The following is a 24531-nucleotide window of genomic DNA, read 5'->3' on the forward strand; positions in this document are numbered from 1 at the left end:
GCTTGACGTGGGGTCAGGACGGGTCGCCGTACTGCAGGCCGCGCCCGTTGGTGCCGATGTACACGCGGCCGTAGGTGTCGGGGTCTCCGGTGATCACGCCGACTCCGCCGATGCTGCCCCACTGGTGGGCGTCGTCGTTGACACGGAGCCAGGTGGCGCCCTTGTCGGTGGAGCGGAAGACCCCGGTGACGTCCTTGACACTGCCGATCAGATACAGGGCCTGGTAGGTGGTGCCCGGCGCGGCCTTGCCGAAGCCGAGGGCGGAGGCGGACTGCACCGAGGTGAGCGTGGTGAAGCTGCGGCCCCCGTCGGTGGAGTGCAGCAGCCCCTTGCCGCCGCCCGAAATCCACAGGTCACCGGCGATGCCCGGTACGGCGGTCAGTCGGCCGGTCGGCAGGTTGACCGCGCGGGCGGTGAAGGTCGCACCGCCGTCAGTGCTGGCGTAGAGCGTGCCGCCGGACGGTGAGTAGAAGGTATTGGCCGCGGAGCGGTCGGCGACGACCTCGGCGTCGGTGCCCAGGCCGCTGACCTTCGACCAGCTCGCACCCTTGTCAGTCGAGCGGTACGGCGCCTGGCCGGCCTCGGTCCAGACGATGGTGGAGCCGTCCGCCGCGAGCGCGACCCGGCCGCTGCTCGCGCTGCCCACCGGCTCTGCCGGGAAGCCGGTCCAGCTGCTGCCGCCGTCGGTGGAGTAAGCGCCGTCCTGCGCGCCGCCGGTGCCGACCCGGACCATCACCGAGGGCTTGGACTGGGCGAAGTCGATGTCGGTGCTGCTGCTCATCAGCGGGTTCTTCAGCCGTCCGGCGGGCACCTCGGTCAGGGAATCGTGGCGGAAACCGCCCTGGTCGCCCATGGAGGTGATGACGGTGGCGCCGCCGGGAGGGGCGATCGCGTCCGCCAGCGCGGTCTCCTCCAGACCGCGGGCCCCGGAGACCCAGTGGCTGGTGCCTCCGCTGTCGGAGGCATTGGCGTCCTTGCTGCGCCAGATGCCGTTGCCGGTGCCGTACAGCACGTGCCCGGAGTCGAAGGGATCGATGGCCAGCGCGGTCATCCAGTGCCCGGTGCCACTGCCGACGTACGGAGCGCCGGAGGCATCGCGCTGCGACTTGTCCGCCAGCGCCTTCCAGCTTGTACCGCCGTCAGTGGTTCGGTAGACCTCGTCCTCGGGCCACCAGCGGTCCAGGGTAGTGACCATCACCGTTGAAGGCTTCTGCGGGTCGACGGCCAGACCGGAGAACCCGTAACTGCCCTGCGACGGCGTGATGTTCTTCCATACTCCGCTGTACTTCCACACTGAGCCCGCTGTCGCGTCCATGGGGCCGATGCTGTTGCTGTATGTCAGGTACAGCGACCCGTCACCGGAGACCACGCCGTGCTGCGGCAGCTGGCCAGTGGGCTGCCCGGAAACAACCTGCCAGCTGCTGCCACCGTCGGTCGAGCGGTACAAAGACCTGGACTTGTCGTTGACGCCGACATAGACGGTGTTGCTGCCGGCCGGGCCGTACGTGACGAAGGAGATGCCGGCACCGCTGCTCGCCCCGTCCTTGACGGGGAACGAGGAGACCTGGCTCCAGGTCACGCCGTAGTCGGTGCTGCGCCACAGGCCGTTCTTACGGCTGCCCAGCAGCAGGGTGCCGTGATCCGCGGGGTTGATCACGAGCCGTTCGCCCGCCCCGCGGCCGGGTTCGTTGGAGCCCAGTTTGAAGGGCAGATTGGTGCGCTGGAAGGTGCGGCCCCGGTCGGTGGAGCGCAGGATCGCGCCATTGCCGGCCCAGTCGTTGGTGTAGGTGCCCGCAGCGAGGTAGAGCCGGTTGGGGTCGACGGGATCAGTGGCCACCGCATCGATGCCCAGCAGGTTCCAGTCCTTCTCGCCGACCCAGTCGGTCAGCGGGATCCACCGCTCGGCCGCGGTGTCCCAGCGGTAGGCGCCGCCCATGTCGGTACGTGCGTACAGCAGGCCCTTCTCGCGGGGGTTGAACACCAGACCGGTGACGTAGCCGCCACCCACCACCTGGGCGTTCTTCCAGGTATACGGTCCGGACCCGGCGGTATCGGGCTGGTCCGACTTCACCAGCTTCCATTGCTGGTTGGTACCGCCCGTACCGGGAAACTGGATGACTGCAGCGCCCTGCGCCGTGGAGTTGCCGGAGACGTCCAGGAGTTGGCCGCTCTTGCGAGAGGTGAAGGTGACGGCGTCAGAACCGCTCACCTCGCTGAGTTTCCACTCCTGGGCCGTGGAGGAGCTGTCGGTCTGCTGCTCGGCGGTCGCCGCGTTGGCGGTCGAATCACCCGCTATGCCGAGCACCTTGCCGCTGTTGCGGTTCACCAGTTCGTAGTAGCCGTTGCCGGTGGCCCTCAGCCTCCACTGCTGGTTGGCGGTGTGCTGGTCGGTCCACTGCTGGATACGGGCGCCGTCCGCGGTGGAGAACCCGTTGACGTCGAGCACCTTGCCGCTGTGCACGGCAACCAGCTGGTAGTAGGCGCTGCCGTCGATCGTCGCGGCCTGCGAGTCATCCTGCGCGAACAAGAGGCACGGTACGACGATCGCGGGCACGCCGACCAGCAGACCAGCGACTGTCCAGCGGCGGCCGCGACGCCCGCGGCGCGTGGGGTTGTCCATTGGGAGGTGTACTCCTTGCATGTCATTCGGAAGAAGGCGGATCCAGGCACCGGAGGGGCCCGATCCGCCCCCTAGTTGTCACCGGCACAGCAAAAGGTTGCCGCGGGCCTGGATTCTTTTCGCGGCCGCGTGCGGCGGTCCGACCTCTTGACCCGCTCGGCTGGTGATTGTTGAGTAGGGCGAACTTCGTCCTGGGTGGGCAGACTCGTCGGCCGGAGCAACCGCCGCCTGCCCACCGGGAGCTCTTGATGAAACGTCGTCGTGGTTCGGTCGTCCTCGCAGTTGTTGCGATCGTTGCAGCCCAGTTCGTCCTGCCCGCCGGTGGCGCCGGGGCGGACCCTGGTCACGGTCGGCCGTGTGTCCGCACCTTGAGTCCCGGCCTGCAAACCGCCGAGGTGTCCTTCGCCGGGCAGGTGTATCCGGTCCGGGTCAACGTGCCGCCGTCCGCTGGGCCGACAGAACGGCTGCCGATGGTGCTGAACCTGCACTACAGCAACGGGAACGCCGATCAGCAGGCGGCGTACTCGGGCCTCGAACCGGTCGGGGACCGCGAGGGTTTCATCACGGTGGAACCCAATGGGAACAGTCCCGCCGCGACGCCGAATCCGAACAAGATCTGGTTCTGGAACGTCCCTGGTGTCCCGACCACCGCGGGCAGCTATCCGCCGCCGGATGCGCGCGATGACATCTCCTATTTGACCCGGGTGATCGACGAGCTCGCCGAGTTGGGCTGCGTCGACCGCTCCCGGGTCTACATCACCGGTCATTCGGGGGGCGCCCGGATGGCGTCGGCGTACGCCTGCGCCCGCCCGGACAAGATTGCCGCCGCCGGTGCCAGCGCGGGCCTGCGAGCCGGCCGTCCCGCGCCGCTCGATCCGATGCTGGTGGAGGTGCAGAGCTGCCAGCCGGACCAGCCGGTGCCGGTGATCACCTTCCACGGAGATGCCGACACGACCAATCCGTACCAAGGCAGGCCGACCGACCTGCGGTGGGGCTACTCGACACCGCTCGCGGTCCAGTCCTGGGCACAGATCAACCGCTGCGCGTCCGGTCCGGCGATCACCACCGTTTCGGCCCACGTGACCAGGCTCGCCTACGGTGACTGCGCTCGCCGTGCGGAGGTCGTGCTGTACAAGGTTGCCGGAGGCACCCACAGCTGGCCCGGCAGTCCGACGGACACCGGCGCCACCCAGGAGATCGACGCCTCAACCCTGATGTGGCAGTTCTTCGCGGCGCACCGTCGTCCCTGAGCTGTGGTGCAGCACGCCTTACGTTTGACGTACGGCGGTACTGAGCACGGCTGACGCCATCGCGACGCCGGCCCCGCTGAGCGGTTGCGCGAGGACGACAGCCCTGGCACTTGCACCATCGAAGACCATGGTCAGCTCGCCGGCGAGTGTGGCCGGGTCGGCGAACCCCGCAACGATCGCCTCCGTACGGAAGAAGTCGGTCATCCGCTGCTTGAAGGCACGTGCGACGACGGTCCCTGGGTGGTCCGGTTGCTTGAGTTCGGTTGCGGTGTTGACGAACGGGCAGCCCCGGAAGGTCCTAGAGTTCGACATCTGGTCCTGACGTTCGAACACGTGCAGGATTCGCTCCCGGGGTGATCGCCCGTCGTTGTCTGTCGGTGCCAGCGCTGCCAGGAACTCCACACCTACGCTCGTCAGACTCTCCGCGATCAGAGTGTCCTTGGACCGGAACAACTGGTACATCGACTTCTTCGACACCCCAGCCGCTTTGCAGATCGCATCCACACCGATATGTACGCCCTCGAGGTAGAAGAGTTCCCCAGCCGCATGGAGCAGGCGCTCGCGAGGGGCCGTGGCACCGGCGTGCTGTGAGTCAGGTAGCAAGAGAACTCCTCGAGTTGGCGGCTGTCAGCGGGAAACGTCCAGTGCTTCCACCGGACCGGAAAGAGCGCCTTTGAAGTGCCGACTGTGATCGTCCGCGAGGAGTTCGAGGTCTCCCTTCTCCAGTGCTGCAACGATGTCCGCGGCCACGGCACCTGGATTGTTCTTCGGCCCATCCAGCCCGCGGACAAGATCGGTGTCGGTCAGGCCCAGTTGTACGCCGAGCACGTGCGTGCCTTGCGCGGACAGCTCCGCGCGCAGGCTGTTGGTGAACGAGATCAGTGCCGCCTTCGCGGCGCCGTACGTTCCGGACCCGGGGAAGCCGGCAATCCACGCGACGAGGGAGTGGATGTTGACCAGTGCGCCGCCGCCGTTCGCTGCCAGCACGGGCGCGAAGGCCTTCGCGACGCGCAGCGGCCCGAAAGCGACGATCCCGAAGACGCGGTCGACCTCGTCCTGGTCGTCGGCCAGGAGGGGGCCCATCGTCATGATCCCTGCGTTGTTCACGACGATGTCGACGTCGCCCGCGACGCGTGCGAGCTCGACGGCGGCCTGCGGATCCGCCAGCTCGAAGCTGACCGGGACGATCCTCGCGTCATCCTGCGCCACCGGGTTTCGCGAGGTGACGTAGACCTTCGCGGCTCCGGCCCGGAGCAGCTCACGCACGATCTCCCTGCCGAGCCCTTGTTGCCCGCCGGTCACCAGAACGGTCGCTCCACCGACAGTGGTCATCACAGGTCTCCTCTATGGTTGACATAGTCAAAGGGGCAATTGCTTCTGTTGTGGACGGTAGCCATCGCCGTTGACTGAGTCAAGTAGGGTTGACTTATGTCATGGGCAGCGACCGAGAGATTCGGAGCACGGACCGCGCCGGCCGGCCTGGCCCTGGTGCAGGACCTCGTCAACACCCATGCGGTCGAACGCGACGGCGAGGAACTACTGCTCGACCGCCCCTCGGCGCAGCGCTGGCTGCAGAACGCCGCTCGGCGCTGGGCCGAGGTTCGCGGCCGCACCGCTCCCGACCTCGCCCTGAGCGAAGCGGGCCTGCGGGACCTGCTGGATCTGCGATCGACAGTGGCCGGGTTGCTCGCCGTACCGGCGGATCAGCGTGCCGAAGGTGCACTTGCGGACATCCAGGTGCACGCCCGGGCGAAGCTCGTAGCGGACCCGCAAGGACGAGTCGGCATCGAACCCGAGGGTACGGACGGCGATTGGCTGGCGTCAGCTGTCTGGTCAGAGATCCTGCTCGCACAACTGACCGGGACCTGGGCCCGGCTCAAGCTGTGCCGCGAACCGGGCTGCCGGTCAGCCTTCTACGACACCTCCCGGAATCACAGCGGCCAGTGGCACGACGTCCACAGCTGCGGAAACATCAACAACCTCCGGGCCTCGCGCAGCCGGAAGAAAGATGCTCTGCAAACCAGTCCCGGAGGCCTGTGAGGCAACCGTGAATCCATCGCCGCGTAGGCGTCGAAATGTCCGCACGAATCTCACCCTTGTCCGATCTGCTTGGTGACGAACTCGGTCAGGTCGCCGATCTCCCGCCCGGCCACATCGTGGCCCAGACCGCGATAGACGCGGATGTCCGCAGCTGCATGGGTTTCCAGCCAGCGTTCGGTGCGCTGGACGGCCGCATTCGGGATGACCCAGTCACTTTCGCCGCGGCCCCAATACACGGGCGGCCGGGACTCGGCCAGTGCGGCGTCACCGGATTGCTCGTCGCGTACGACGAAACCCGCAAGGCTCACGCCGTACGCGAACCGGTCCGGCGCCAGCCGCATCAGCTGGTGCACCATCGCGCCGCCCTGCGAGAAGCCGAGCAGGCCGACCGAGGGCGCGGCGATGCCGGCTATCCACTGCAGCACATCATGGGCCGCCGCGTTCGCGACCTCGGGCTGCGGATCACCGATCGGATTGCCCCGGCTGGGAAACCAGGCGTACCCACCGGCCTCCGGTATGCGCGCCCGGACCGACGCGACAACCAGTTCCCGCGGCAGCTCCGGCACGAGCAGCCGATACAGGTGAGTCTCGTCGTAGCTCCACCCATGCAGCATCACCAGGACAGGCCGACTGCCGCGGGCGTGGCCGGACGCCGACCACAGAACTGCGTCCCGATCCATTCCAGGCTTGACCATTGCACTCCTCCGTTCACTGACGAGAGTGCCGCAGCGAAGGAAACCGCGTCCAAGACCTGTTCCGCGCTCTGTAATGCCCAACGGGTATCAGCGAGCTGAGCGCGAAACTCGGTCGACTGTGTCGCGCGGCCCGTGGAACGCTGCTCCCATGTCCGAGCGAGCACAGGCTCTTGCCGTCACGTGGGGATTGGACCTCGACCCGATGACGCGCCGGTACGGCGACTGGAACGAGATCCTGTTCGCCCACCGCGGCCGCGCACACTACGTCCTGAAGCTGGTCGGTGACGGCCACAGCGCGGCCGATGAGGCAGCAGCGCTCCGGGCTTGGGACGGTAACGGCGCCGTACTCCTGGTCGACGAAGCACCAGATGCACTTCTGCTCGAACGACTTGACCCGAACCGATGCTTGTCCGATCTGAATCTCACCGATGCAATCCCGGTCTACGCGAGACTTCTACGCCAACTCAGCGTGCCCGCACCCAGCGGCCTTCCCAGCGTGGCGATCACCGCAGCCGGCATGGCTCAGCTGTCAGATGTACCTCCCGAGGTACTGCCGCCACATCACGTCGCCCTCGTGCGCGGGTTGGCCGCCGAGCTGGCAAGCGACGATCCCGGCAATACGCTGGTCCACGGCGACCTGCACATGGGCAACATTCTGGCCGGGGACAGGGAGCCTTGGCTGGCGATCGACCCGAAACCCGCCGCCGGGCACCCCGAGCGAGCTCTCGCCGAGCTCTTCTGGACCCGGATCGACGAGATGGACGACATCCCGTCGACACTCGCCCACCTCGCTTCGGCCACGAACCTCAACGCAGACCGCGCACGTGCCTGGATCATCGTCCGTGCTGCCGACTACCTCCTCTGGGCGGTGGGCGCCGGCCTGACCGAGGATCCTGTCCGCTGCCGCCGACTCATCAACTCCTTGGCATAGCGTTGCCTGACTCACGATGTTGGTGGCTACTTTTGCGCAAATTCCCTTCTCGGTTAGCTGCGACTTCTATCGTCATTCCGTTCGCCCAATGGAAGGCATCCTCCATGCGCCTGATCGCCGCCGGTCTCGCTCTCGCACTGCTCGTCCCAGCCGCACCCGCCGCGGCGTCGTACGGGCCGGACGACCCTGCGGCGTCCGTGGATCCTCTGATCGGCTCGCTGCGCGACGGCACCACCTGGCCGGGTGCGGTCCGGCCGTTCGGGATGATCTCGTGGAGCCCGACGAGCACCCGTGGCGATCAGACCAGCACCGGCGCCGCGAACGGCTACCAGTACGACGTCACCCGTGTCCGCGGGTTCAGCCTCACTCACCTGAGTGGCGCGGGCTGTAACCCCGGCGCCGCCGGCGACATCCCGATCATGCCGTACGTCGGCGCGGTCGACTCGTCTCCGACGGCCGACACGAAGGACGCCAAGTACGCCACGAACTTCAGCCACGCGGCAGAGAAGGCCGTCCCCGGCCGCTACACAGTCACGCTGGACTCCGGCGTCAAGACCGATCTGGCGGTGACCACACGAGCCGGTGTCGGCGAGTTCACCTTCCCGGCCGACCAGACTGCGAACCTGCTGTTCCGTACGTCGAACTCCCTGAACGGCAGCGAAGACGCGGAGATCACCATCGACCCGAGTGGCCGGAAGGTGACCGGTTCTGTCCTGACCGGCGCGTTCTGCGGCCGCCGTGCCAACGGGGGAGTGAACAACCGCAAGACGTACTACCGGCTGTACTTCACCGCATCGTTCGATCAGCCGGTCGTTGCCAACGGCACCTGGAAGAACGGCGACCTGGCCGCGGGCAGCACGCACACCACCGGCGGTGAGGGATACGCGACCGGCGCCGACCGTGCGGGCCGCGGCTCGGGCGGCTACGTGACGTTCGCGCCGGGAGCGAAGGTGCGGATGCGGCTGGGTATCTCGTACGTGAGTCTGGCCGGTGCCGAGCAGAACCTCAGGACCGAGGTACGGCCGAACGCGACCGTCGACCGGATCGCGGCCGAAGGCTACGCGGCCTGGCGCCGGGAACTGCGGGCGATCGACGTTAGCGGTGGCACGGAGGCACAGCGGACGACGTTCTATACGGCGCTCTACCACGTGCTGCTGCAGCCGAACATCTTCAACGACGTGGACGGCCGGTACCTGGGGAGTGATCTGAAGATCCATCGGCTGGCCCGCGGTCAGAAGGCGCAGTACGGAACCTTCTCCGGGTGGGACCAGTACCGGGCGCACATCCAGTTGCTCGCCCTCCTCAAACCCGATGTGGCGGGTGACTTCGCGCAGTCGATGTATCAGTTTGCCCAGCAGAACAAGGGTGTGTGGGATCGCTGGCTGCACAACAACGGCCCGACACACGTGATGACCGGTGACCCGGCCGCGCCCACACTGGCCACGTTCGCCGCGATGGGAGTGCGGAACTTCGACGTACGGGGTGCGTTCGAGTCGCTCGGGCAGCAGGCCCGCGTGCAGAACGCCGAGGCCGAGAACGACGGTGGTTGCCCAGGGCAATGCACCGGGCAACGACCGGCTCTCAACACCTACCTGGCGCACCAGTACGCACCACAAGACGCCTGCCACTGCTGGGGCGGCGCGGCCGAGACCCTCGAGAACTCCCTCGCCGACTACTCCCTGGCCCAGTGGGCAGAGCGGATCGGAACCAGCGCACCGGATCTGAAGGCCCGCGGCACTTGGTGGAAGAACACCTTCGACCCCGCAGTCGGCTACCAGCGAGCACGCCGCGCCGACGGTACGTGGGAACCCAACTTCATCCCGTCCACCCAGACCGGCTTCGCGCAGGGTTCGAGCGCGACGTACACATGGATGGTTCCACAGGACGTCTCCAGCCTTGCAACGCTCATGAACGGCAAGGCGGTCGAGCGCCTCGACGCCTTCTTCCACGACGAGAACGGCAACTGGGCGGTCAAGGGCGGCAGCGCGCTGCGCTACGACCCGACCAACGAACCCGGTCTGCACGCCCCCTGGCTCTACAACGGCCTCGGTGTCGCCTGGAAGACGCAAGCGACGACCCGCGAGATCGTCGACACGGTCTACGGCACCGGCCCGGCCGGTCTCCCCGGCAATGACGACCTGGGCACGCTCTCAGCCTGGTACATCTTCGCCGCGATCGGCCTGTTCCCGCAGACGCCCGGCCGCGCCGAACTCCTGGTCGGCAGCCCGCTCTTCCCCAAGGTCGAGCTCCGCCGCAGCAACGGCGTACGCATCACGGTGGAAGCGCCGGCAACCTCGGACACCAACCAGTACGTCGGGTCGCTCCGGCTGAACGGGCAGGAGCGATCCGAGTCCTGGCTACCGGAATCGTTCACCACGCAGGGCGGGCGGATCGTCGTACAGATGGGAGCGGCGCCCACAACCTGGGGCACCGCTCCCGTTGACCGCTAGGACTGATATCAGGTGAGCAACTGCTGAAGAACCATGGTGGCCGCGCCTTTGAGGGCAATGTCGGGGGTGCTGACCGTGGTGACTCGAAGGTTGGCGGTGGCCAGGGGGAGCGATCGGGAGTAGATGTTCTCCCGGATTCCGGAGATCAGGGTTTCGCCGGTTTCCGCCAGGGAGCCGCCGATCACGATCACGGACGGGTTGAGCAGGTTGACGCAGGTGGCGAGGACGGAGCCGATCTCGCGGCCTGCTTGCCGGATCGCGGTGAGGGCGGCTGGGTGTCCGGAACGGGCCAGGTCGAGGAGGTCGCCGTGGACGCCCTGTTGTTCGAGGGTTGCGGTGATGCCGACGGTGCTGGCCACGGTGCCGAGGCAGCCGGTGTTACCGCAGCGGCGGCAGACGATGTCGTGACCGTCGGCCGTGCGCGCGTGGCCGAGTTCGCCGGCGAGGCCTTGCGCGCCGCGTTGGAGCCGGCCGCCGATGATCATCCCGGAGCCGATGCCTGCTGACACCTTGAGGAACAGCAGGTTGTTCGTGGTGGGGTAGGTGGCGGCGTGTTCGCCGAGTGCCATCAGGTTCACGTCGTTGTCGACGTACGCCGGCCGGCCGAGTTCGTCGGACAGGCGGCCCGCGACGTCGTAGTTGTCCCAGCCGGGCATGATCGGCCCGAGGTTGGGCCGGCTGGTCTCGGGATCGACCGGGCAGGGCAGTCCGACACCTATTCCGGCCAGTGGCCGGTCCTTCAAGAGCCGCCGGGCTTGCCGGACTGCTTTGCCCAGGACCGCCCGAGGGCCGGCATCGATGTCGTGCGCGGTGGTGGTGATGTCGACGGTGGTGCCGAGGAGATCGGTGACGGCGACCGTCAGGTGCCGGACCCCGACGTCGAGGGCGAGCAAGAAGCGGGACTGCGGAGCCAGTGCGAACCGGGACGGCGGCCGTCCGCCGGTGGAGGAAGCCTCACCGATCGGTACGACGAGGCCGGTGGCGAGCAGGGTGTCGATCCGGGAGACGACGGTGGATCGGGCGAGACCGGACAGCTCGATCAGGTCGGGGCGCGTGTGCGGGCGCCCGTCGAGCATCAGGCGCAGGAGGTCCTCCGCGCCGGTGGCCAAGGTCATGGAGCGACTTTAGTCGGCAGCTGGCGAAAAACACGACAGGTCAGGCCCCAACCGTTCGTCGTGCCTCAGCTACCGCTCGACCACTTGGTCGGGGTTTTGCGCAAACTTCTAACGGATCACAAGATTCTTTCGATTGACGCCAGTCATAAGTCGCTCTACTTTCCGGGTGATGCTGCCCTCAGAGAGAGATGTGACGCCATGCGCCTCAGACCATGGATTGCTCTACTCGGCCTCCTGGGAACGACGTTCTACAGCGCTGCACCGGCCACGGCGGCGGAGGTGAGTCCGATCGCGCCCTCGCTGGAGTTCACCAATCCGAACAGTCAGGCTCTGTTCGGTACGGCGTACGCGATGGCGCTGAAGAACCTGCTGGAGATCAACACCGTTCCGTACGACGCCGAGCACAGCAAGAGCGGTTTGATGGATCCGAGCGTCGGCATGGTCCGGGCCGGTGGTGGTTACGCACAGCCGTGGACCCGGGACGCCTCGATCAACAGCTGGAACGCGACGAGCCTACTGGCACCCGGCCTGGCGAAGAACACGTTGTGGGCGGTCGTCGACAAGGATGCCGCCGGCAACCTTAGGGTTCAGCAGGACAACCAGCAGTGGGACCAGGTGGTCTGGGCGACCGCCGCCTGGAACCACTACCTGGTCACGGGCGATCAGGACTTCCTCGGCAACGCCTACCGCACCACTTCCACCACCCTGGCGATCCGCGAACAGGCGAAGGTCTACGGTTTCAACTCCGGCTTCGGGCTCTTCAACGGCCCGTCGTTCTTCAACGACGGTGTCGCCGGTTTCCCGGCGCCTCCGGCGGATGCGAACGAGTCGTTCGGGAGCGGGAGCAGGTCGTACGCCGGGATCGCGTCGGGCATGTACCTGAGTACCAACGCGCTCTACTACTCGGCGTACGTCAGTGCCGCGAACATGGCGGCGAAGCTGCGCCGCCCGCCGGCGGAGATCGCGACGTACCGGGACAAGGCCGCGGCGCTGAAGAAGGCGATCAACAAGCAGTTCTGGAATCGCGCCACCGGCACGTACAACTACCAACTGCTGGCGGACGGGGCACGCGGGGCCTATCAGGAAGGCACGGGGCTGGCGTTCGTGCTGCTGTTCGGGATCGCCGATCAGGCGCAGGCCCGCTCGGTGATCGCGAAGGCCGAGGAGATGACGTGGGGGATGCCGGACACGTTCCCGCACTGGGACCGGTACTCCGCCGAGCAGCCGGGGCGGCACAACGCCATCGTCTGGCCGCTGGTCCAGGGCCTGTGGGCGAAGGCGCTGGCGAAGACCGGGGCTGAGCAGGAGTTCGCCAAGGAGACGGCTCTGCTGGCGAAGCTGGCCAACAACAATGGCGGGTTCTGGGAGATCTACAACGGCGACACCGGCGTGATCGACGGCGGCTACCAGATTCGCAACGGTGTCGTGAAGAACCATTGGAACTCGCAGCCCAACCAGACCTGGTCGGCGACCGGGTTCATCGACATGATCCACACCGGACTGTTCGGTCTGACCTTCGGCGAGCGGGAGCTTTCCTTCGCTCCTACGCTGCCGGTCGGCTGGGGCGACGTCACGCTGCGCGGGGTGCGGTACCGGAACGCCGACCTGACCATCACATTGAGCGGATCCGGCCGGAACATTCGCTCGTTCACGGTCGACGGCCGGCACGTACCCGGCAACTCCGTTCCGTCGTCTTTGCGCGGGAAGCACACCGTCGAGATCAGCCTGACGGGTGACGACGATCGAGGTCACGGCGGCCCGGGCCACGGGGACGGGCACCGTGAGCGACACGCAGGGAGCGGGGCCGGCGACCGGGATGCGGACCTGGTGCCGGATGCCCGCGACAACTGCGCGGACACCGCCGGTACCACCGCTCTCGGCGGCTGCCCCGATCCGAAGCTCATCGAGGCGGAGGACGCGACCAACAGCGGCGGTGTGAAGACGAACGGGAATCACAGCGGGTTCAGCGGCCGCGCCTTCGTCGACGGATTCAAGGCGACCGGCGCAACGTCGACCTACACAGTGCATCGCCGGGCCGCGGCCCCGGAGCGGGTGTCGGTCACGGTCAAGTACGCCAATGCGAACAACGACGCCCGGACGCTGACGCTGAAGGTTGACGGCACCACCGTTCGGCAGGTCAGCCTTCCGATCGTCTCGAAGAGCTGGGACGACTGGGGCAGCGCCACGATCGACGACGTCCCGATCAGTGGTCAGGCACCGGTGGTGTCTCTGGTCTACGAACCCGGCGACTCCGGCGGGATCAATCTCGACGCGCTGGAGATCGGCACGAAAACTGTGCAGAGCTGCGATGCAGCCGCGGCCGGCTTCACGCCGGTCCTGCAGCTCGAGCTGCCGGAACAAGGTGGTTTCCTGAACAAGGAATTGCCGTACAGCCTGGATCGCCGTACCGAGGTTGGTGCGAACTTCGACCGGGTCGGGTACTGCCTGCAGCTGAACGGCCCGAACGGGTCGCAGTGGGTATGGACGGCGATGGAGCCGTTCTCGCCGGACGCGAGCAGGATCGGGCTGCCGACGAAGGCGGGCGAGGTGGTGCGGCAGCGTGTCGATGATCTCGACGTGTGGTCCAACGTTCCCGGTGTCACCGCCGGGACCGGGCAGACCGGCTACCTCGAGATGTGGCCGAACAGCTATGCGGCCGGTGCGAGCACTCAGGTCGCGAATTCGTCGTCGACCGTCTTCGATGCGGACGACAGCCCGACCGCGGCACTGAACTACGGTTCGTTCCAGGTCTCACAGATCGGCGCGACGCGAGCGTCCGGCGTTCCGCCCAAGACCGTGTTCGCGGTCAACTCGTTCATCCAACCGGGCAGTGCGTTGTCGGTGGGGATCGGCACCAGCCCGACCGCGCAGCCGGACTGGACCTTCGCCAACAACGCGGCGCAGTACACGCAACGCAAGCTGACGGCCTACGTCCGTACGTCGGCAGTCGCGCTGTCCGAGGCTCCGCAAGACCTGCAGCTGATCCCGCGGGACAGTCGCAACGGCGCGAACGTTCCGGTGGCCGGCCGGATCACCGACCCGCGTGTGCAGCAGGTCGAGCTCAGCGTGACCAGCAACGGGAAGACGCAGAAGTACACGTCGCGGTCGCGGGCCTTCCGGTTCACGCCGCGGATCAACGCGGCACTGCAGGAATACTCGTTCGTACTGCGTGCGTCCGGACGCGATGTCGATCGGGTCGTGGCTCGGCGTACCGGAGTTGTCTCCGGCGATGTGTACGTCGTCGAAGGCCAGTCCAATGCCGAGGCGGCGAAGCGCGACGGCGCCGCGAACGCCGAAGAGTCGCCGTACCTGCGCAGCTATGGAAGCTCGACCTCCGACGCGCCGCTGTCCCAGGCCGATCGGTCCTGGAACTATGCGACCGGCGACGTGACCGTCCAGTCCGGATCGGTCGGCCAATGGGCCATCCGGACCGGGCGGCGGATCGTGGACACCTACAAGGTGCCGGTGGCAATCATCCAGGGTGCGCACGGCGGCCGGCCGATCTCGTTCTTCCAGCGCAACGACGCCGAGCCCGACGACATCACCACGAACTATGGGCGCCTGCGGCAACGACTGACCGCCGCGGGAGTGATCGACGACGTCCGGGCCGTGCTCTGGTACCAAGGCGAGCAGGACAAGGACGATGCCGCTGTGCACGTGGCCGGGTTCCGGACCTTGCTGGCGGACTGGCGGGCCGAGATCGGGACTGCGGCAACCCGGTACTACGTCTACCAGGTCCGTACGTCGCCCTGTTCGGACTCGACCACGATCAAGCTGCGGGAGGCCCAGCGCAGACTCGGCGACACCGACGGCGTCACCGTCTTGTCGACCAACGGCTTGTCGGGTCATGACGGGTGCCACTACGCCTATGCCGGTGGCTATCGGGAGATGGGTGATCACACGTTGGCCGTACTGGCCAGAGATCTGTACGGCGGCCCGTCGGCCGGCGTGGCACCGCCGAACCCTTCCACGGTGACAGCAGCCGGATCACAACTCGTGGTGAACCTCCGCTCGGACGACGTACTGACGGTCGACAACGGAGCTGCCGCCGACTTCCGGGTCGAAGGTGCGCCGGTTACCGTCACCTCGGTGACCCAGGCCGGTGGGAAGCTGCTGCTCGACCTGTCCGGCCCGGCCACCGCGGCCACTGCGCTGACCTACCTTGGTCATCTCCGCGCAGGTCCGTGGATCACCAATGCCACGGGCGCCGGCCTGCTCTCCTTCACCCTCCCGATCGACCGATGACAAAGGGGAGACAGCCATGAGCCGGTCGGTCACGATGTCTGCGGTCGCAGCCGTCGCCGGGGTCTCGATCACGACTGTCTCCCATGTCCTGAACGGGACGCGGGTGGTCGCGCCGGCCACCCGCGAGCGGGTCCTGCAAGCGATCGAGCAGACCGGCTACCAGCCGCAGCCGACAGCGCGATCCCTGGCCGCCGGATCGAACCGGACCATCGGCCTGGCGATCACGGTGGCGAACAATCCGTACTGGGTCGACCTGATCCAAGGCATCGACACCGAAGCCGGCCGGGCCGGGCTCAAACTGGTCGTCGTCGACACCCGCGACGATGCGACGTACGAGCACAGCGCGGTGGCGAATCTCCTCGCGCACCGCATCGATGGGCTGGTGATCGCGCCGACGGCCGAATGGCGCGGCTCCACCCTGCCGCTGCTGCGCGATCAGGGTGCGCCGTTCGTCGTTGTCGACCGCATCGACCCCCAGTTGAGAGTCGATCAGGTCGGCGCCGAGAACGAAGCGGCGGTGACGGCTGTGATCGAACACCTGCTGCAGCGCGGTCACACGAGGATCGGCATGCTCGGCGGCATACCCGGTCTGTCCACCAGCGCTGAACGCCTGCGTGGATACCACCTTGCGCACGCGCGGTCCGGCGTACGGGTCGATCCGGAGCTGATCCGGGTCGGCGACTCCTCGACTCCCGGCGGGTACGCGGCCACCTCCCACCTGCTGCGCTTGGCGAAGCCGCCGACCGCCCTGTTCAGTGCCAACAGTGGCATGACGATCGGGGCCTTGGCCGCGTTGCAGCGGGCGGGCGTTCGGGTCCCCGACGACATGGCGTTGGCGGCCTTCGACGACTTTCCCTGGGCGGATCTGTTCAGCCCCGGTCTGACCACCATCGCTCAGCCTTCGGCAGCGATCGGCGCCCGTGCCGTCCAGTTGCTGGTACGTCGAATGCAGGATCCCTTCGCCACACCGCAGACCCTGCGGCTACCGGTCGAGGTGATGCATCGGGAGTCCTGCGGCTGCGTCCACAGCAGTTCTGTTGTATTGCAGGAGATTTGCGCAAGCGATTCGAGACCGCTCGCGGCATATTGACGCTGAATAGGTGAATTCGTAGATTGTTTGACAAGGCGGATCTCACGCCTCTTCGCAACCTGATTCTTTTCTGCGAATCTTGCCCTCGGCAACCGTCGCGTTGCCGAACCACCGGCCGGAACACCTCGTTGGAGGCGATTCACGTGCGCCCAATCAGTCGAAGAACCCTTTTCGCCGGCGGCCTCGCGGTAGCCGGAAGTGCAATTGTGCCCTTGAGAACGTCGGTGATCACGGCGGCGGCTGCAGATCCTTACCCGTTCGAAGTAGGCATCGCCTCCGGTGACCCTGACAGCAGCAGCGTGGTGTTGTGGACCAGGCTGGCTCCTTCGCCGTTGAACGACGACGGCCACGGTGGGATGGCAAATGTCAATGTGACAGTGGAATGGCAGGTCTCGCTGACCAACACGTTCGCTGCGCTGGTCGCTTCCGGAACGGTGACAGCCACGTATGCCAACGCACACTCGGTGCATGTGGTCGCGGGCGGCCTGCTCGCCGATACCGACTACTACTACCGGTTTCGCGCCCAGGGACACCTGTCGGACGTTGGCCGAACCCGGACGGCGCCCGCCGATGGAAGCAACGGCCGGAATCTGGAGATGTTGTTCACCTCCTGCGCAAACTACGAAGGGGGATATTTCACTGTTTATCGGCGGATGGCGGAGGAGAACCCCGGCGTCATCGTGCACCTGGGCGACTACTTCTACGAAGGAGGTGCCACGGCGGACGGGGTTCGGGTGCATGCGGGCGCCACCGAACTGGTTTCGTTGGCGGACTACCGGCGCCGGTACGCGCAGTACAAGACCGACCCGGATCTCCAGGCGGCGCACGCGGCGGCGCCGTGGCTGGTGGTCTTCGACGACCACGAGGTGGAGAACAACTGGGCTGGGATGGTGCGGGCCAACAATTCCCCGGCGCTGACGACAGCCGAGTGGACCGCCCGGCGGACCGCGGCGTTCCAGGCGTACTACGAGAACATGCCGCTGCGGCCGGCCCAGGCCAACAACGGCAACAGCATCCCGTTGTACCGGCGGGTCCGATGGGGGAGCCTGGCAACGTTCCACCTGCTCGACACCCGTCAGTATCGCGACGACCAGGCCTGCGGCGACGGTTGGCAGGTGTGCTCGGACGCGGATCTGGCATCGCGCAGTCTGCCGGGAAATACCCAGGAGACTTGGCTGCTCAACGGGCTGAACCAGCACTACGCGCGATGGGACATCCTTGCGCAGCAAGTCTTCTTCGCGCGGCGCTACGACTCGACCGGCGCAGCAGGTATGGATGCCTGGGACGGCTATCGCGCATCGCGAGCCCGAATACAGCAAGGCTGGGTCGACCGGGCGACCCGCAACCCCGTGGTGCTCACTGGTGATGTGCACCGCGCCTGGGCCAATGACCTGAAGGCGAACTACGACAATCCGAACTCGGCGACCATCGGCACCGAGTTGGTCACCAGCTCGGTGACCTCGGGCGGCGACGGAAGCGCCTCGACGGCGATCCCCGACGTGGACATCAATCCCTGGTTGAAGTTCTACAGCGCGCGACGCGGATACGTCCGTACGACGATCAGCCCGGCGCAGATGCGCGTCGACTTCCGATCTGTCGACCAGGTGACGGTCACCAACCGTCCCGCGGTGACGGCGAAGTCCTTCGTCATCGAAGACGGACAGCCCGGCGTACAGGCGATCTGACGCCGGGGCGTGCGTGGGTGAGCTGGGATAGTCCTTCAGCTTGGGACGCATACAACCGAGGTCAACAAGACAGTGGCGCTCGTGACGAGTCCGAGCCGACGTGTAGCGACAGGCAACTGTTGGACCGGCCCGGACTGTGAATAATTTCCAATCTGGCGAATGAATGCGTAAGCATTTACCCTGGGTCGTAGATACCGACCTGGGGGTTGCGATGATCCGCGTGCTCAGCTGCATCAGTCTCTTGGCCACCGTTTTGACTCCCTCTGCAGCAGCCCCTGCCGCTGCCGAGCCCGCCGCCGAGGCAGGCCGTTTGGTCGCTGTCACCGATCAGGACTACGACAACCTGCCGGCTGCCCGGATCCGGCTGATGGATCCAGCGGTGGCCGACTGGAACACCGCGGCCGCCGAGAAGTGGAGGTGGTCGCCGACGACGGCCAATGGCTTCTCCGGGCTGACCTCCGCCTGGGGCCTGCCCAGTGACGTGAAGCTCCGGCTCAGCTCGGCCGGGGCGTACGTCGCCGTGGTCGCGGACTCGAGAGGCCTGGCGGGGCTGATCAGCTACCCGGCCGGTCAGAAACTGTGGGGTGTCAATGTCGGTGCGGTCAACAACCCGCACAGTGTCGAGCTGCTGCCGAACGGGAACGTCGCGGTCGCTGCGAGCACCGGCGGCTTCGTCCGGATCTACACCGCGTCCCAAGGCTCGTCGTCGACCAGGTTCGTCACCTATCCGCTGCCGGATGCCCATGGCGTGCAGTGGGATCCTGCCCGGCAACTGCTCTGGGTCCTCGGCCGCAACAAGCTCGCCGGCCTGACGATCGGTGGTACACCGGCCAACCCGGTGATCGGCGACGGTCCGGTGATCGAGCTGCCGACCGGCGGCGGCCACGACCTGACTTCGGTGCTGGAGGATCACGATCGGCTGTGGGTTTCGACGGGTTCGAAGGTGTATCAGGTCAGCAAGTCGGCCGCGGCTGTCGTCGCAACGTTTGACCAAGCCGGGATCAAGAGCATCGGCAGCATGCCGAACGCTCAGCAGGTCCGGACCTCCCCGAAAACAGGCTGCCGTACGACGTGGTGCACCGACACCGTCAGCTTCGCCGTACCGGCGGCCACGCGGACCTTGAGCGGAGCGGAGATCTACAAGGCCCGCGTCTGGAGCTCCCATTACGAGTGATCGTCGCGGACGGGGTCGCGTCCAGTGCTGCCCTCGCGCAGTCGCGTCTACCGTGTTCGTAGTACGCGCCGGATACCACGTACGGACGATGCGAATCGGTTCAGCAGACACGTACTGTGAGCGTATGGGTGCACCTGTGGAGTGGGTCGGCCGGATCAGGGTGCACCCGCTGGTGGCCGATGGCGTTCTTGCGGTGATCGGCTTGGTGATCAGCGTCTGGCATCTCGTTGGCAAGTCCACCGAGAGCGACCAGATCAACGTGCCCGCAGGCGTGGTGCTCTGCGTGTTCGCCGGCGTGACGCTGGTCTTTCGCCGCGCAGCCCCGTTCACTGTGCTGGGTCTGACCACCCTCGCTGTGCTCGTTTACACGATCATTGAGCAGGTGAAGAGTCCGATCGCGCTGTTCATGGCGGTCGCGGTCTACACGGTGGTGACGCGGAAGGACCTGCGGACGCGCACGATCGTGGTCAGTACGGCGGCGGTCGGCACGATCCTCGTGTCGACCCGTTTCACCGAAGGCGATCTGTTCACCAACGTGTTCAGCGCGGTGATGGTGTTGTTCGCCGCTGTCCTCGGCGAAGCGGTCCGCTATCGCCAGGCGTATCTGACGGAGCTGGAGCAGCAGGCCCTGCGAGCTGAGCAGTTTCGCGAAGAGGAGGCGGAGCGCCGCTTGATCGAGGAGCGGCTCCGGATCGCTCACGAGTTGCACGACGTGATCGCTCATCACATCGCCTTGATGAACGTGCAGGCCGGGGTCGCGTCGCACTTGCTCCGTGAGCAACCGCACGAGGCGGACGAGGCGCTTGGCCTGGTCCGGGAGAACGGCCGGTCGGTTCTGCAGGAGCTGACCGTGCTGCTGGGTGTGCTCCGTCGCTCTGGTAGTTCGATGCCGACCTCGCCGGCACCTTCGCTACGCGATCTGGACTCGCTGATCGCCTCGTTCACCGCAGCGGGCCTTGAGATCGACTGGCGATCGCCGTCGACGGACGTCCTGCCCGAGGTGATCGGTCTGACGGCGTACCGGATCCTGCAGGAGTCCTTGACCAACGTGGTGAAGCATGCGCCGGGCGCCGTCGTACAGGTCCGGTTCGAGCAACGGCGCGGATCACTGCTCGTCGAGGTCGTGGATGACGGTGGCCGCCGGAGTACGCCGTTTCGGACTGCGGTCGATGCTTCGCCTGGCACCGGGCACGGATTGCTCGGGATGCGGGAGCGGGTGGCGGCGGTGGGCGGCGAGCTGTCGACTGGCCGGATCGTTGCCGGTGGGTTCCGTGTTCATGCTGTCATCCCGCTGGAGAATGGAGCTTTCGGTGACGATTCGGGTGCTGCTGGCCGACGATCAGACGTTGATCCGGAGCGGGTTCCGGGTGCTGGTGAACTCGGCGCCCGGCCTGGAGGTCGTAGCTGAGGCAGGCAACGGGCGACAGACGCTCGAGTTGGCTCGGAGCGAGCGTGTCGACGTAGTCCTCATGGACATCCGGATGCCGGTGCTTGACGGGCTGGCGGCGACCCGGGAAATCGTTGCGGACGAGTCGCTGGCCGGGGTGAAGGTACTGATCTTGACGACCTTCGAGGTCGACGAGTACGTGTTCGAGGCGATTCGGGCCGGAGCGAGCGGGTTCCTCGGCAAGAGCGTGGAGCCGGCCGAGCTGATCAACGGGATCCGGCTGGTGGCCCAGGGCGACGCCTTGTTGTCGCCGAAGGCCGTCCGGGGGCTGATGAACCGGTTCCTGGCCCAGCCGGAGCTCAGCGAGACGACGGGGATCCGGCGGCTGGATGTACTGACGACGCGGGAGCGTGAGGTTGTCGGGCTGGTGGCGCAGGGACTGTCCAACGAGGACATCGCCGAACGGCTGGTGCTGTCGCCGCTGACCGCCAAGACACACGTGAACCGGGCGATGATGAAGCTGGATGCCCGAGACCGGGCACAGTTGGTGGTGATCGCCTATCAGACGGGCCTGGTCCGGCCCGGTACGCCGGCCTGACGTACTGCGGCCGCAGTACGTCGTACCGCAGCCGCAGCAGGAGCGACAGCCTGCAGCTGGAAGACGCGGACTACCCGTGCGTCGCTGAAGTATCGGCCGCATGGCTACTTACCTCTACCGGCTGGGCCGGTTCGCGTTCCGGCGTCGACGTCTCGTCATCTTCCTGTGGCTCGGCCTACTCGCGGCAGGGGTGGTAGGCGCTGTCACCTTGTCCTCGTTGACATCGACGGGGTTCTCGATCCCTGGCACCGAGTCGCAACGCGCCGGCGATCTGCTGCACGAGCGGTTCCCGCAGATGGGCGGGAACAGTGCGACCGCCCGGATCGTCTTCGAGGCGCCGGCCGGGGAGAAGCTCACCGACCCCGCCAACCGCGCCCTCTTCAAGGACACTGTCCAGCGGCTCGCGTCGGCGCCACAGGTTGCCGCAGCGACCGATCCGTACGCAGCACGCGGCATTTCCGCCGACAGCCGGATCGGGTACACGCAGGTCGCCTACAAGGTCCCGGTGCAAGAAGTGACGCCGGAGGCCAGGGACGCTGTCAGAGCCGCGATCGAACCGGCGCGGACCGCCGGGCTGACGGTCGAGTACGGCGGGGACGCGATGAAGGAGACCGCAGCGCAGCACCTGACAGAGGTCATCGGGTTCGGTGTCGCCGCAGTGGTTCTGTTGTTCACCTTCGGGTCGTTGGTCGCAGCCGGGCTCCCGTTGCTGTCAGCAATCATCGGGGTCGGGATCGGAGTCACCTCGATCAGTACGGCGTCGGGGTTCCTCGACATCGCCTCAACCACGTCGGTGCTGGCGCTGATGATCGGACTGGCGGTCTCGATCGACTATGCCTTGTTCATCGTGTCCCGCTACCGCCAAGAGCTGACCGCAGGACTCGAACCCGAAGAAGCAGCCGGCCGCGCGGTCGGAACCGCCGGCTCGGCAGTGGTCTTCGCCGGCCTGACCGTCGTCATCGCTCTCGCCGGACTCTCGGTGGTCGGCATCCCCTTCCTCACCCAGATGGGACTCGCCGCCGCCTTCACCGTTCTCGTGGCCGTTGCGATGGCATTGACGTTCACGCCCGCCATGCTCGGCGCGGTCGGACCCCGAATCATGGGAGGCCGGATCCGAGGTCTTCGCAAGGCCGCCGCTCAGCGAACCACGGTCGCCAAGAAGACCATGGGCCGCCGATGGGCGGAGTTCGTCACCCGACGGCCGGCCGCCGTACTGGCGGTGGCGACACTCGGCCTGGGCACGCTCGCGATTCCAGCCCTCGATCTGCAGCTCGGACTGTCCAACGACAGCACCGCCAAGCCCGGCACGAGCCAGCGCGCAGCCTACGATCTGCTGAGTACCGGCTTCGGCCCTGGCTTCAACGGCCCGCTGCTGGTTGTCGTCGACGCGATGGCGTCGGCCGATCCGAAAGCGGCCGTTGCCGACACAGCTAACGCCGTACGACGTCTGTCGCACGTCCAGCTCGTGACGCCGCCGACCATGAACCCGGCCGGCAACACCGCCCTGATGACCGTGATACCGGCTGAAGGCCCCAGCTCCACCCAGACCGAGGATCTCGTCAACTCGATCCGCGACCTGCCATCGACGGGCGGCGCCACTGTGTCGGTGACCGGTGCCACCGCGGTCAATATCGACATCTCGGCCAAACTGGGCTCCGCGCTGGTGCCCTACCTGTTCCTGGTGGTCGGTCTCGCGTTCCTGCTGCTGATGCTGGTCTTCCGGTCAGTCCTGGTCCCTTTGAAGGCGACTCTGGGGTTCCTGCTCACCGTCGCCGCCACCTTCGGCTCGCTGGTAGCAGTCTTCCAATGGGGCTGGCTAGCCGGTCTCTTCGGGATCGAAGGACAAACCGGACCGATCCTCAGCATGCTCCCGATCTTCATGATCGGCGTCGTGTTCGGCCTGGCCATGGACTACCAGGTCTTCCTGGTCACCCGAATGCGCGAGGCCCACGTGCACGGCGCAACGCCACTGGGCTCGGTGATCCAGGGCTTCAGCCAGTCCGCCCGGGTCGTCACCGCCGCGGCCGTCATCATGATCGCCGTCTTCTCCGGGTTCATCCTCTCCAGCGAAACGCTCTTCCGCGAACTCGGCTTCGGGCTGGCTGTCGCAGTCGCGATCGACGCTTTCGTGGTCCGGATGACGATCGTCCCCGCAGTCATGGCGCTGCTCGGCCGATCCGCCTGGTGGTTGCCCGGCCGGCTCAACCGGCTACTGCCGAACATCGACGTCGAGGGCGAGAAGCTCCGCCGCGGCCTCGAGCCCGCCGTACCGGAACAGACCGCTGCCTACGCGGGACTGAAGAACCCTCGCAGAACGTCGGCGACAACCTGAGGATTCCCGTCGTCCGTGGGAGCGGAGTGGTCGAGCTTCGGCAGGACCCGCCGCGAGGACCGCGGGAGTACGGCGCTGAGCTCGTCCAGAGCGATGCCGAAGTAGGCCGGGCTCTTGGATCCCTCGAGCAACAGGACCTCGGCGTCGACGGCCGCGTAATCCTTCGTCGTGTCCGCCAGTTGTTCGACCAGGCCAAGATCGGCGGACATCGTCGGGATCAGATCCGTCATCGGTACGTCGTCCCCGTTCCGCTCCGAACGAAGACCGAGGGTCAGCAGCGGAACCAGCGCGAACCGGGGGACGACGGTGAAGGCCGGCTCGATCCGGAGCCCTTTGAGCACGGTCGCCAGCGCTGCGGCAGTCCGGCCGGCGGCGATCTCGCGACGATAGCGCCCGGCCCAGGCGCTCGGGACGGAACCGTTGATCGACAGCGGCGGCTCGTAGAGTGCGAGCTTCTCGATGGCCGGCGTGACAGCTGCAGTTCGCAGGGCGATGAGTGCGCCCGAGCTCAGCCCGAACACCCTGGCAGCACCGGTTTCCTTCACGAGCGCCTGGAGATCCTCGACCTCGCGCTCGATTCCGAAGTCCGGACCGTGCGGGCCGCTCAGCCCGCGCCCGCGACGGTCGGGCACGATGACGGTGAACTCGTCCGCGAGCGCTGCGGCGAGCTCCGTGAAGTGCTGCGCGGCAAGCATCGACCCATGGACGAGCACGACCGCCGGCCCGCCGCCCATCTGCCGATAGCCGACCACAGTCCCGTCTACCGAAACCACAGATCTCTTGCTGTAGGTCGTCTCCATGCCCCCAGCTTGACCCCACCCGCTGACACCTCGCTGGCATCCCACTGAGACTCCGCAGCAGTGCCATGCTCAGGCGGCGCTGGGGGCGGGTGGGATCTTCATGGCGATGCGTTCTCGAG

At 66.8% G+C, this 24531-nt stretch carries 17 protein-coding genes; 11 read left to right on the plus strand and 6 right to left on the minus strand.

The window, feature by feature from the left end:
• Window positions 1–13: 13 nt before the first annotated feature.
• Window positions 14–2620 (minus strand): RICIN domain-containing protein, encoded by a 2607-nt coding sequence (locus tag ABZS29_RS26230; protein ID WP_355465488.1) that lies wholly within the window; start codon window positions 2618–2620, stop codon window positions 14–16.
• 248 nt (window positions 2621–2868) lie between these two features.
• Here ABZS29_RS26230 and ABZS29_RS26235 point away from each other — a divergent pair, with 248 nt between their 5' ends.
• Complete coding sequence (locus ABZS29_RS26235) at window positions 2869–3870, plus strand: PHB depolymerase family esterase (RefSeq protein ID WP_355465490.1); 1002 nt, start codon at window positions 2869–2871, stop codon at window positions 3868–3870.
• Between the two features lie 18 nt (window positions 3871–3888).
• Here ABZS29_RS26235 and ABZS29_RS26240 read toward each other — a convergent pair whose 3' ends face one another.
• Entirely contained in the window at window positions 3889–4473 is a 585-nt protein-coding gene (locus tag ABZS29_RS26240) for a TetR/AcrR family transcriptional regulator (RefSeq protein WP_355465491.1), read from the minus strand.
• 24 nt (window positions 4474–4497) lie between these two features.
• Window positions 4498–5202 carry an SDR family oxidoreductase gene (locus ABZS29_RS26245; protein ID WP_355465493.1) on the minus strand — a complete coding sequence of 235 codons (705 nt, stop codon included), beginning with the start codon at window positions 5200–5202 and terminating at the stop codon, window positions 4498–4500.
• A gap of 96 nt (window positions 5203–5298) precedes the next feature.
• Here ABZS29_RS26245 and ABZS29_RS26250 point away from each other — a divergent pair, with 96 nt between their 5' ends.
• A complete protein-coding gene (locus ABZS29_RS26250) occupies window positions 5299–5910 on the plus strand; it encodes a CGNR zinc finger domain-containing protein (RefSeq protein ID WP_355465495.1) in 612 nt (203 codons plus the stop codon).
• Between the two features lie 50 nt (window positions 5911–5960).
• Here ABZS29_RS26250 and ABZS29_RS26255 read toward each other — a convergent pair whose 3' ends face one another.
• Window positions 5961–6605, minus strand: a complete 645-nt coding sequence (locus ABZS29_RS26255; protein WP_355465497.1) for a dienelactone hydrolase family protein — start codon at window positions 6603–6605, stop codon at window positions 5961–5963.
• A gap of 148 nt (window positions 6606–6753) precedes the next feature.
• On the opposite strand from ABZS29_RS26255, the gene ABZS29_RS26260 reads away from it, so the two are divergent.
• Window positions 6754–7536, plus strand: coding sequence for an aminoglycoside phosphotransferase family protein (locus ABZS29_RS26260; RefSeq protein WP_355465499.1), 783 nt, complete (start codon window positions 6754–6756; stop codon window positions 7534–7536).
• Window positions 7537–7640: 104 nt separating this feature from the next.
• Window positions 7641–9986 (plus strand): GH92 family glycosyl hydrolase, encoded by a 2346-nt coding sequence (locus ABZS29_RS26265; protein ID WP_355465501.1) that lies wholly within the window; start codon window positions 7641–7643, stop codon window positions 9984–9986.
• 8 nt (window positions 9987–9994) lie between these two features.
• Here ABZS29_RS26265 and ABZS29_RS26270 read toward each other — a convergent pair whose 3' ends face one another.
• Complete coding sequence (locus tag ABZS29_RS26270; RefSeq protein WP_355465503.1) at window positions 9995–11101, minus strand: ROK family protein; 1107 nt, start codon at window positions 11099–11101, stop codon at window positions 9995–9997.
• Between the two features lie 198 nt (window positions 11102–11299).
• Here ABZS29_RS26270 and ABZS29_RS26275 point away from each other — a divergent pair, with 198 nt between their 5' ends.
• The 7 genes from ABZS29_RS26275 (at window position 11300) to ABZS29_RS26305 (ending at window position 23612) form a co-directional block, all read left to right on the plus strand.
• Complete coding sequence (locus ABZS29_RS26275; protein ID WP_355465505.1) at window positions 11300–15346, plus strand: sialate O-acetylesterase; 4047 nt, start codon at window positions 11300–11302, stop codon at window positions 15344–15346.
• Between the two features lie 16 nt (window positions 15347–15362).
• Window positions 15363–16436 carry a LacI family DNA-binding transcriptional regulator gene (locus ABZS29_RS26280; RefSeq protein ID WP_355465506.1) on the plus strand — a complete coding sequence of 358 codons (1074 nt, stop codon included), beginning with the start codon at window positions 15363–15365 and terminating at the stop codon, window positions 16434–16436.
• 206 nt (window positions 16437–16642) lie between these two features.
• On the plus strand, window positions 16643–18121 hold the full coding sequence (locus tag ABZS29_RS26285; RefSeq protein ID WP_355465508.1) for an alkaline phosphatase D family protein: 1479 nt from the start codon (window positions 16643–16645) through the stop codon (window positions 18119–18121).
• 310 nt (window positions 18122–18431) lie between these two features.
• The gene (locus ABZS29_RS26290) at window positions 18432–19295 is read left to right on the plus strand and encodes a DUF6528 family protein (RefSeq protein ID WP_355465510.1); all 864 of its coding nucleotides are present in this window, start codon (window positions 18432–18434) and stop codon (window positions 19293–19295) included.
• A gap of 124 nt (window positions 19296–19419) precedes the next feature.
• Entirely contained in the window at window positions 19420–20703 is a 1284-nt protein-coding gene (locus ABZS29_RS26295; RefSeq protein ID WP_355465512.1) for a histidine kinase, read from the plus strand.
• Complete coding sequence (locus ABZS29_RS26300) at window positions 20606–21280, plus strand: response regulator transcription factor (RefSeq protein WP_355465514.1); 675 nt, start codon at window positions 20606–20608, stop codon at window positions 21278–21280. The genes ABZS29_RS26295 and ABZS29_RS26300 overlap by 98 nt, the downstream gene beginning before the upstream one ends.
• 100 nt (window positions 21281–21380) lie before the next feature.
• On the plus strand, window positions 21381–23612 hold the full coding sequence (locus tag ABZS29_RS26305; RefSeq protein ID WP_355465516.1) for an MMPL family transporter: 2232 nt from the start codon (window positions 21381–21383) through the stop codon (window positions 23610–23612).
• On the opposite strand, the gene ABZS29_RS26310 is transcribed toward ABZS29_RS26305, so the two are convergent.
• Window positions 23567–24412 carry an alpha/beta hydrolase gene (locus ABZS29_RS26310; RefSeq protein WP_355465517.1) on the minus strand — a complete coding sequence of 282 codons (846 nt, stop codon included), beginning with the start codon at window positions 24410–24412 and terminating at the stop codon, window positions 23567–23569. The genes ABZS29_RS26305 and ABZS29_RS26310 overlap by 46 nt on opposite strands.
• Between the last annotated feature and the right edge of the window lie 119 nt (window positions 24413–24531).

This window comes from Kribbella sp. NPDC005582, from assembly GCF_040605415.1.
Taxonomy (GTDB): Bacteria; Actinomycetota; Actinomycetes; order Propionibacteriales; family Kribbellaceae; genus Kribbella.

Excerpts from the sequence above, each read along its gene's own strand:
- ABZS29_RS26230 (WP_355465488.1), bottom strand. The coding sequence starts at position 2,620 with ATGGACAACCCCACGCGCCGCGGGCGTCGCGGCCGCCGCTGGACAGTC.
- ABZS29_RS26235 (WP_355465490.1), top strand. The coding sequence starts at position 2,869 with ATGAAACGTCGTCGTGGTTCGGTCGTCCTCGCAGTTGTTGCGATCGTT.
- ABZS29_RS26245 (WP_355465493.1), bottom strand. The coding sequence starts at position 5,202 with ATGACCACTGTCGGTGGAGCGACCGTTCTGGTGACCGGCGGGCAACAA.
- ABZS29_RS26250 (WP_355465495.1), top strand. The coding sequence starts at position 5,299 with ATGTCATGGGCAGCGACCGAGAGATTCGGAGCACGGACCGCGCCGGCC.
- ABZS29_RS26255 (WP_355465497.1), bottom strand. The coding sequence starts at position 6,605 with ATGGTCAAGCCTGGAATGGATCGGGACGCAGTTCTGTGGTCGGCGTCC.
- ABZS29_RS26260 (WP_355465499.1), top strand. The coding sequence starts at position 6,754 with ATGTCCGAGCGAGCACAGGCTCTTGCCGTCACGTGGGGATTGGACCTC.
- ABZS29_RS26265 (WP_355465501.1), top strand. The coding sequence starts at position 7,641 with ATGCGCCTGATCGCCGCCGGTCTCGCTCTCGCACTGCTCGTCCCAGCC.
- ABZS29_RS26270 (WP_355465503.1), bottom strand. The coding sequence starts at position 11,101 with ATGACCTTGGCCACCGGCGCGGAGGACCTCCTGCGCCTGATGCTCGAC.
- ABZS29_RS26275 (WP_355465505.1), top strand. The coding sequence starts at position 11,300 with ATGCGCCTCAGACCATGGATTGCTCTACTCGGCCTCCTGGGAACGACG.
- ABZS29_RS26280 (WP_355465506.1), top strand. The coding sequence starts at position 15,363 with ATGAGCCGGTCGGTCACGATGTCTGCGGTCGCAGCCGTCGCCGGGGTC.
- ABZS29_RS26295 (WP_355465512.1), top strand. The coding sequence starts at position 19,420 with ATGGGTGCACCTGTGGAGTGGGTCGGCCGGATCAGGGTGCACCCGCTG.
- ABZS29_RS26305 (WP_355465516.1), top strand. The coding sequence starts at position 21,381 with ATGGCTACTTACCTCTACCGGCTGGGCCGGTTCGCGTTCCGGCGTCGA.
- ABZS29_RS26310 (WP_355465517.1), bottom strand. The coding sequence starts at position 24,412 with ATGGAGACGACCTACAGCAAGAGATCTGTGGTTTCGGTAGACGGGACT.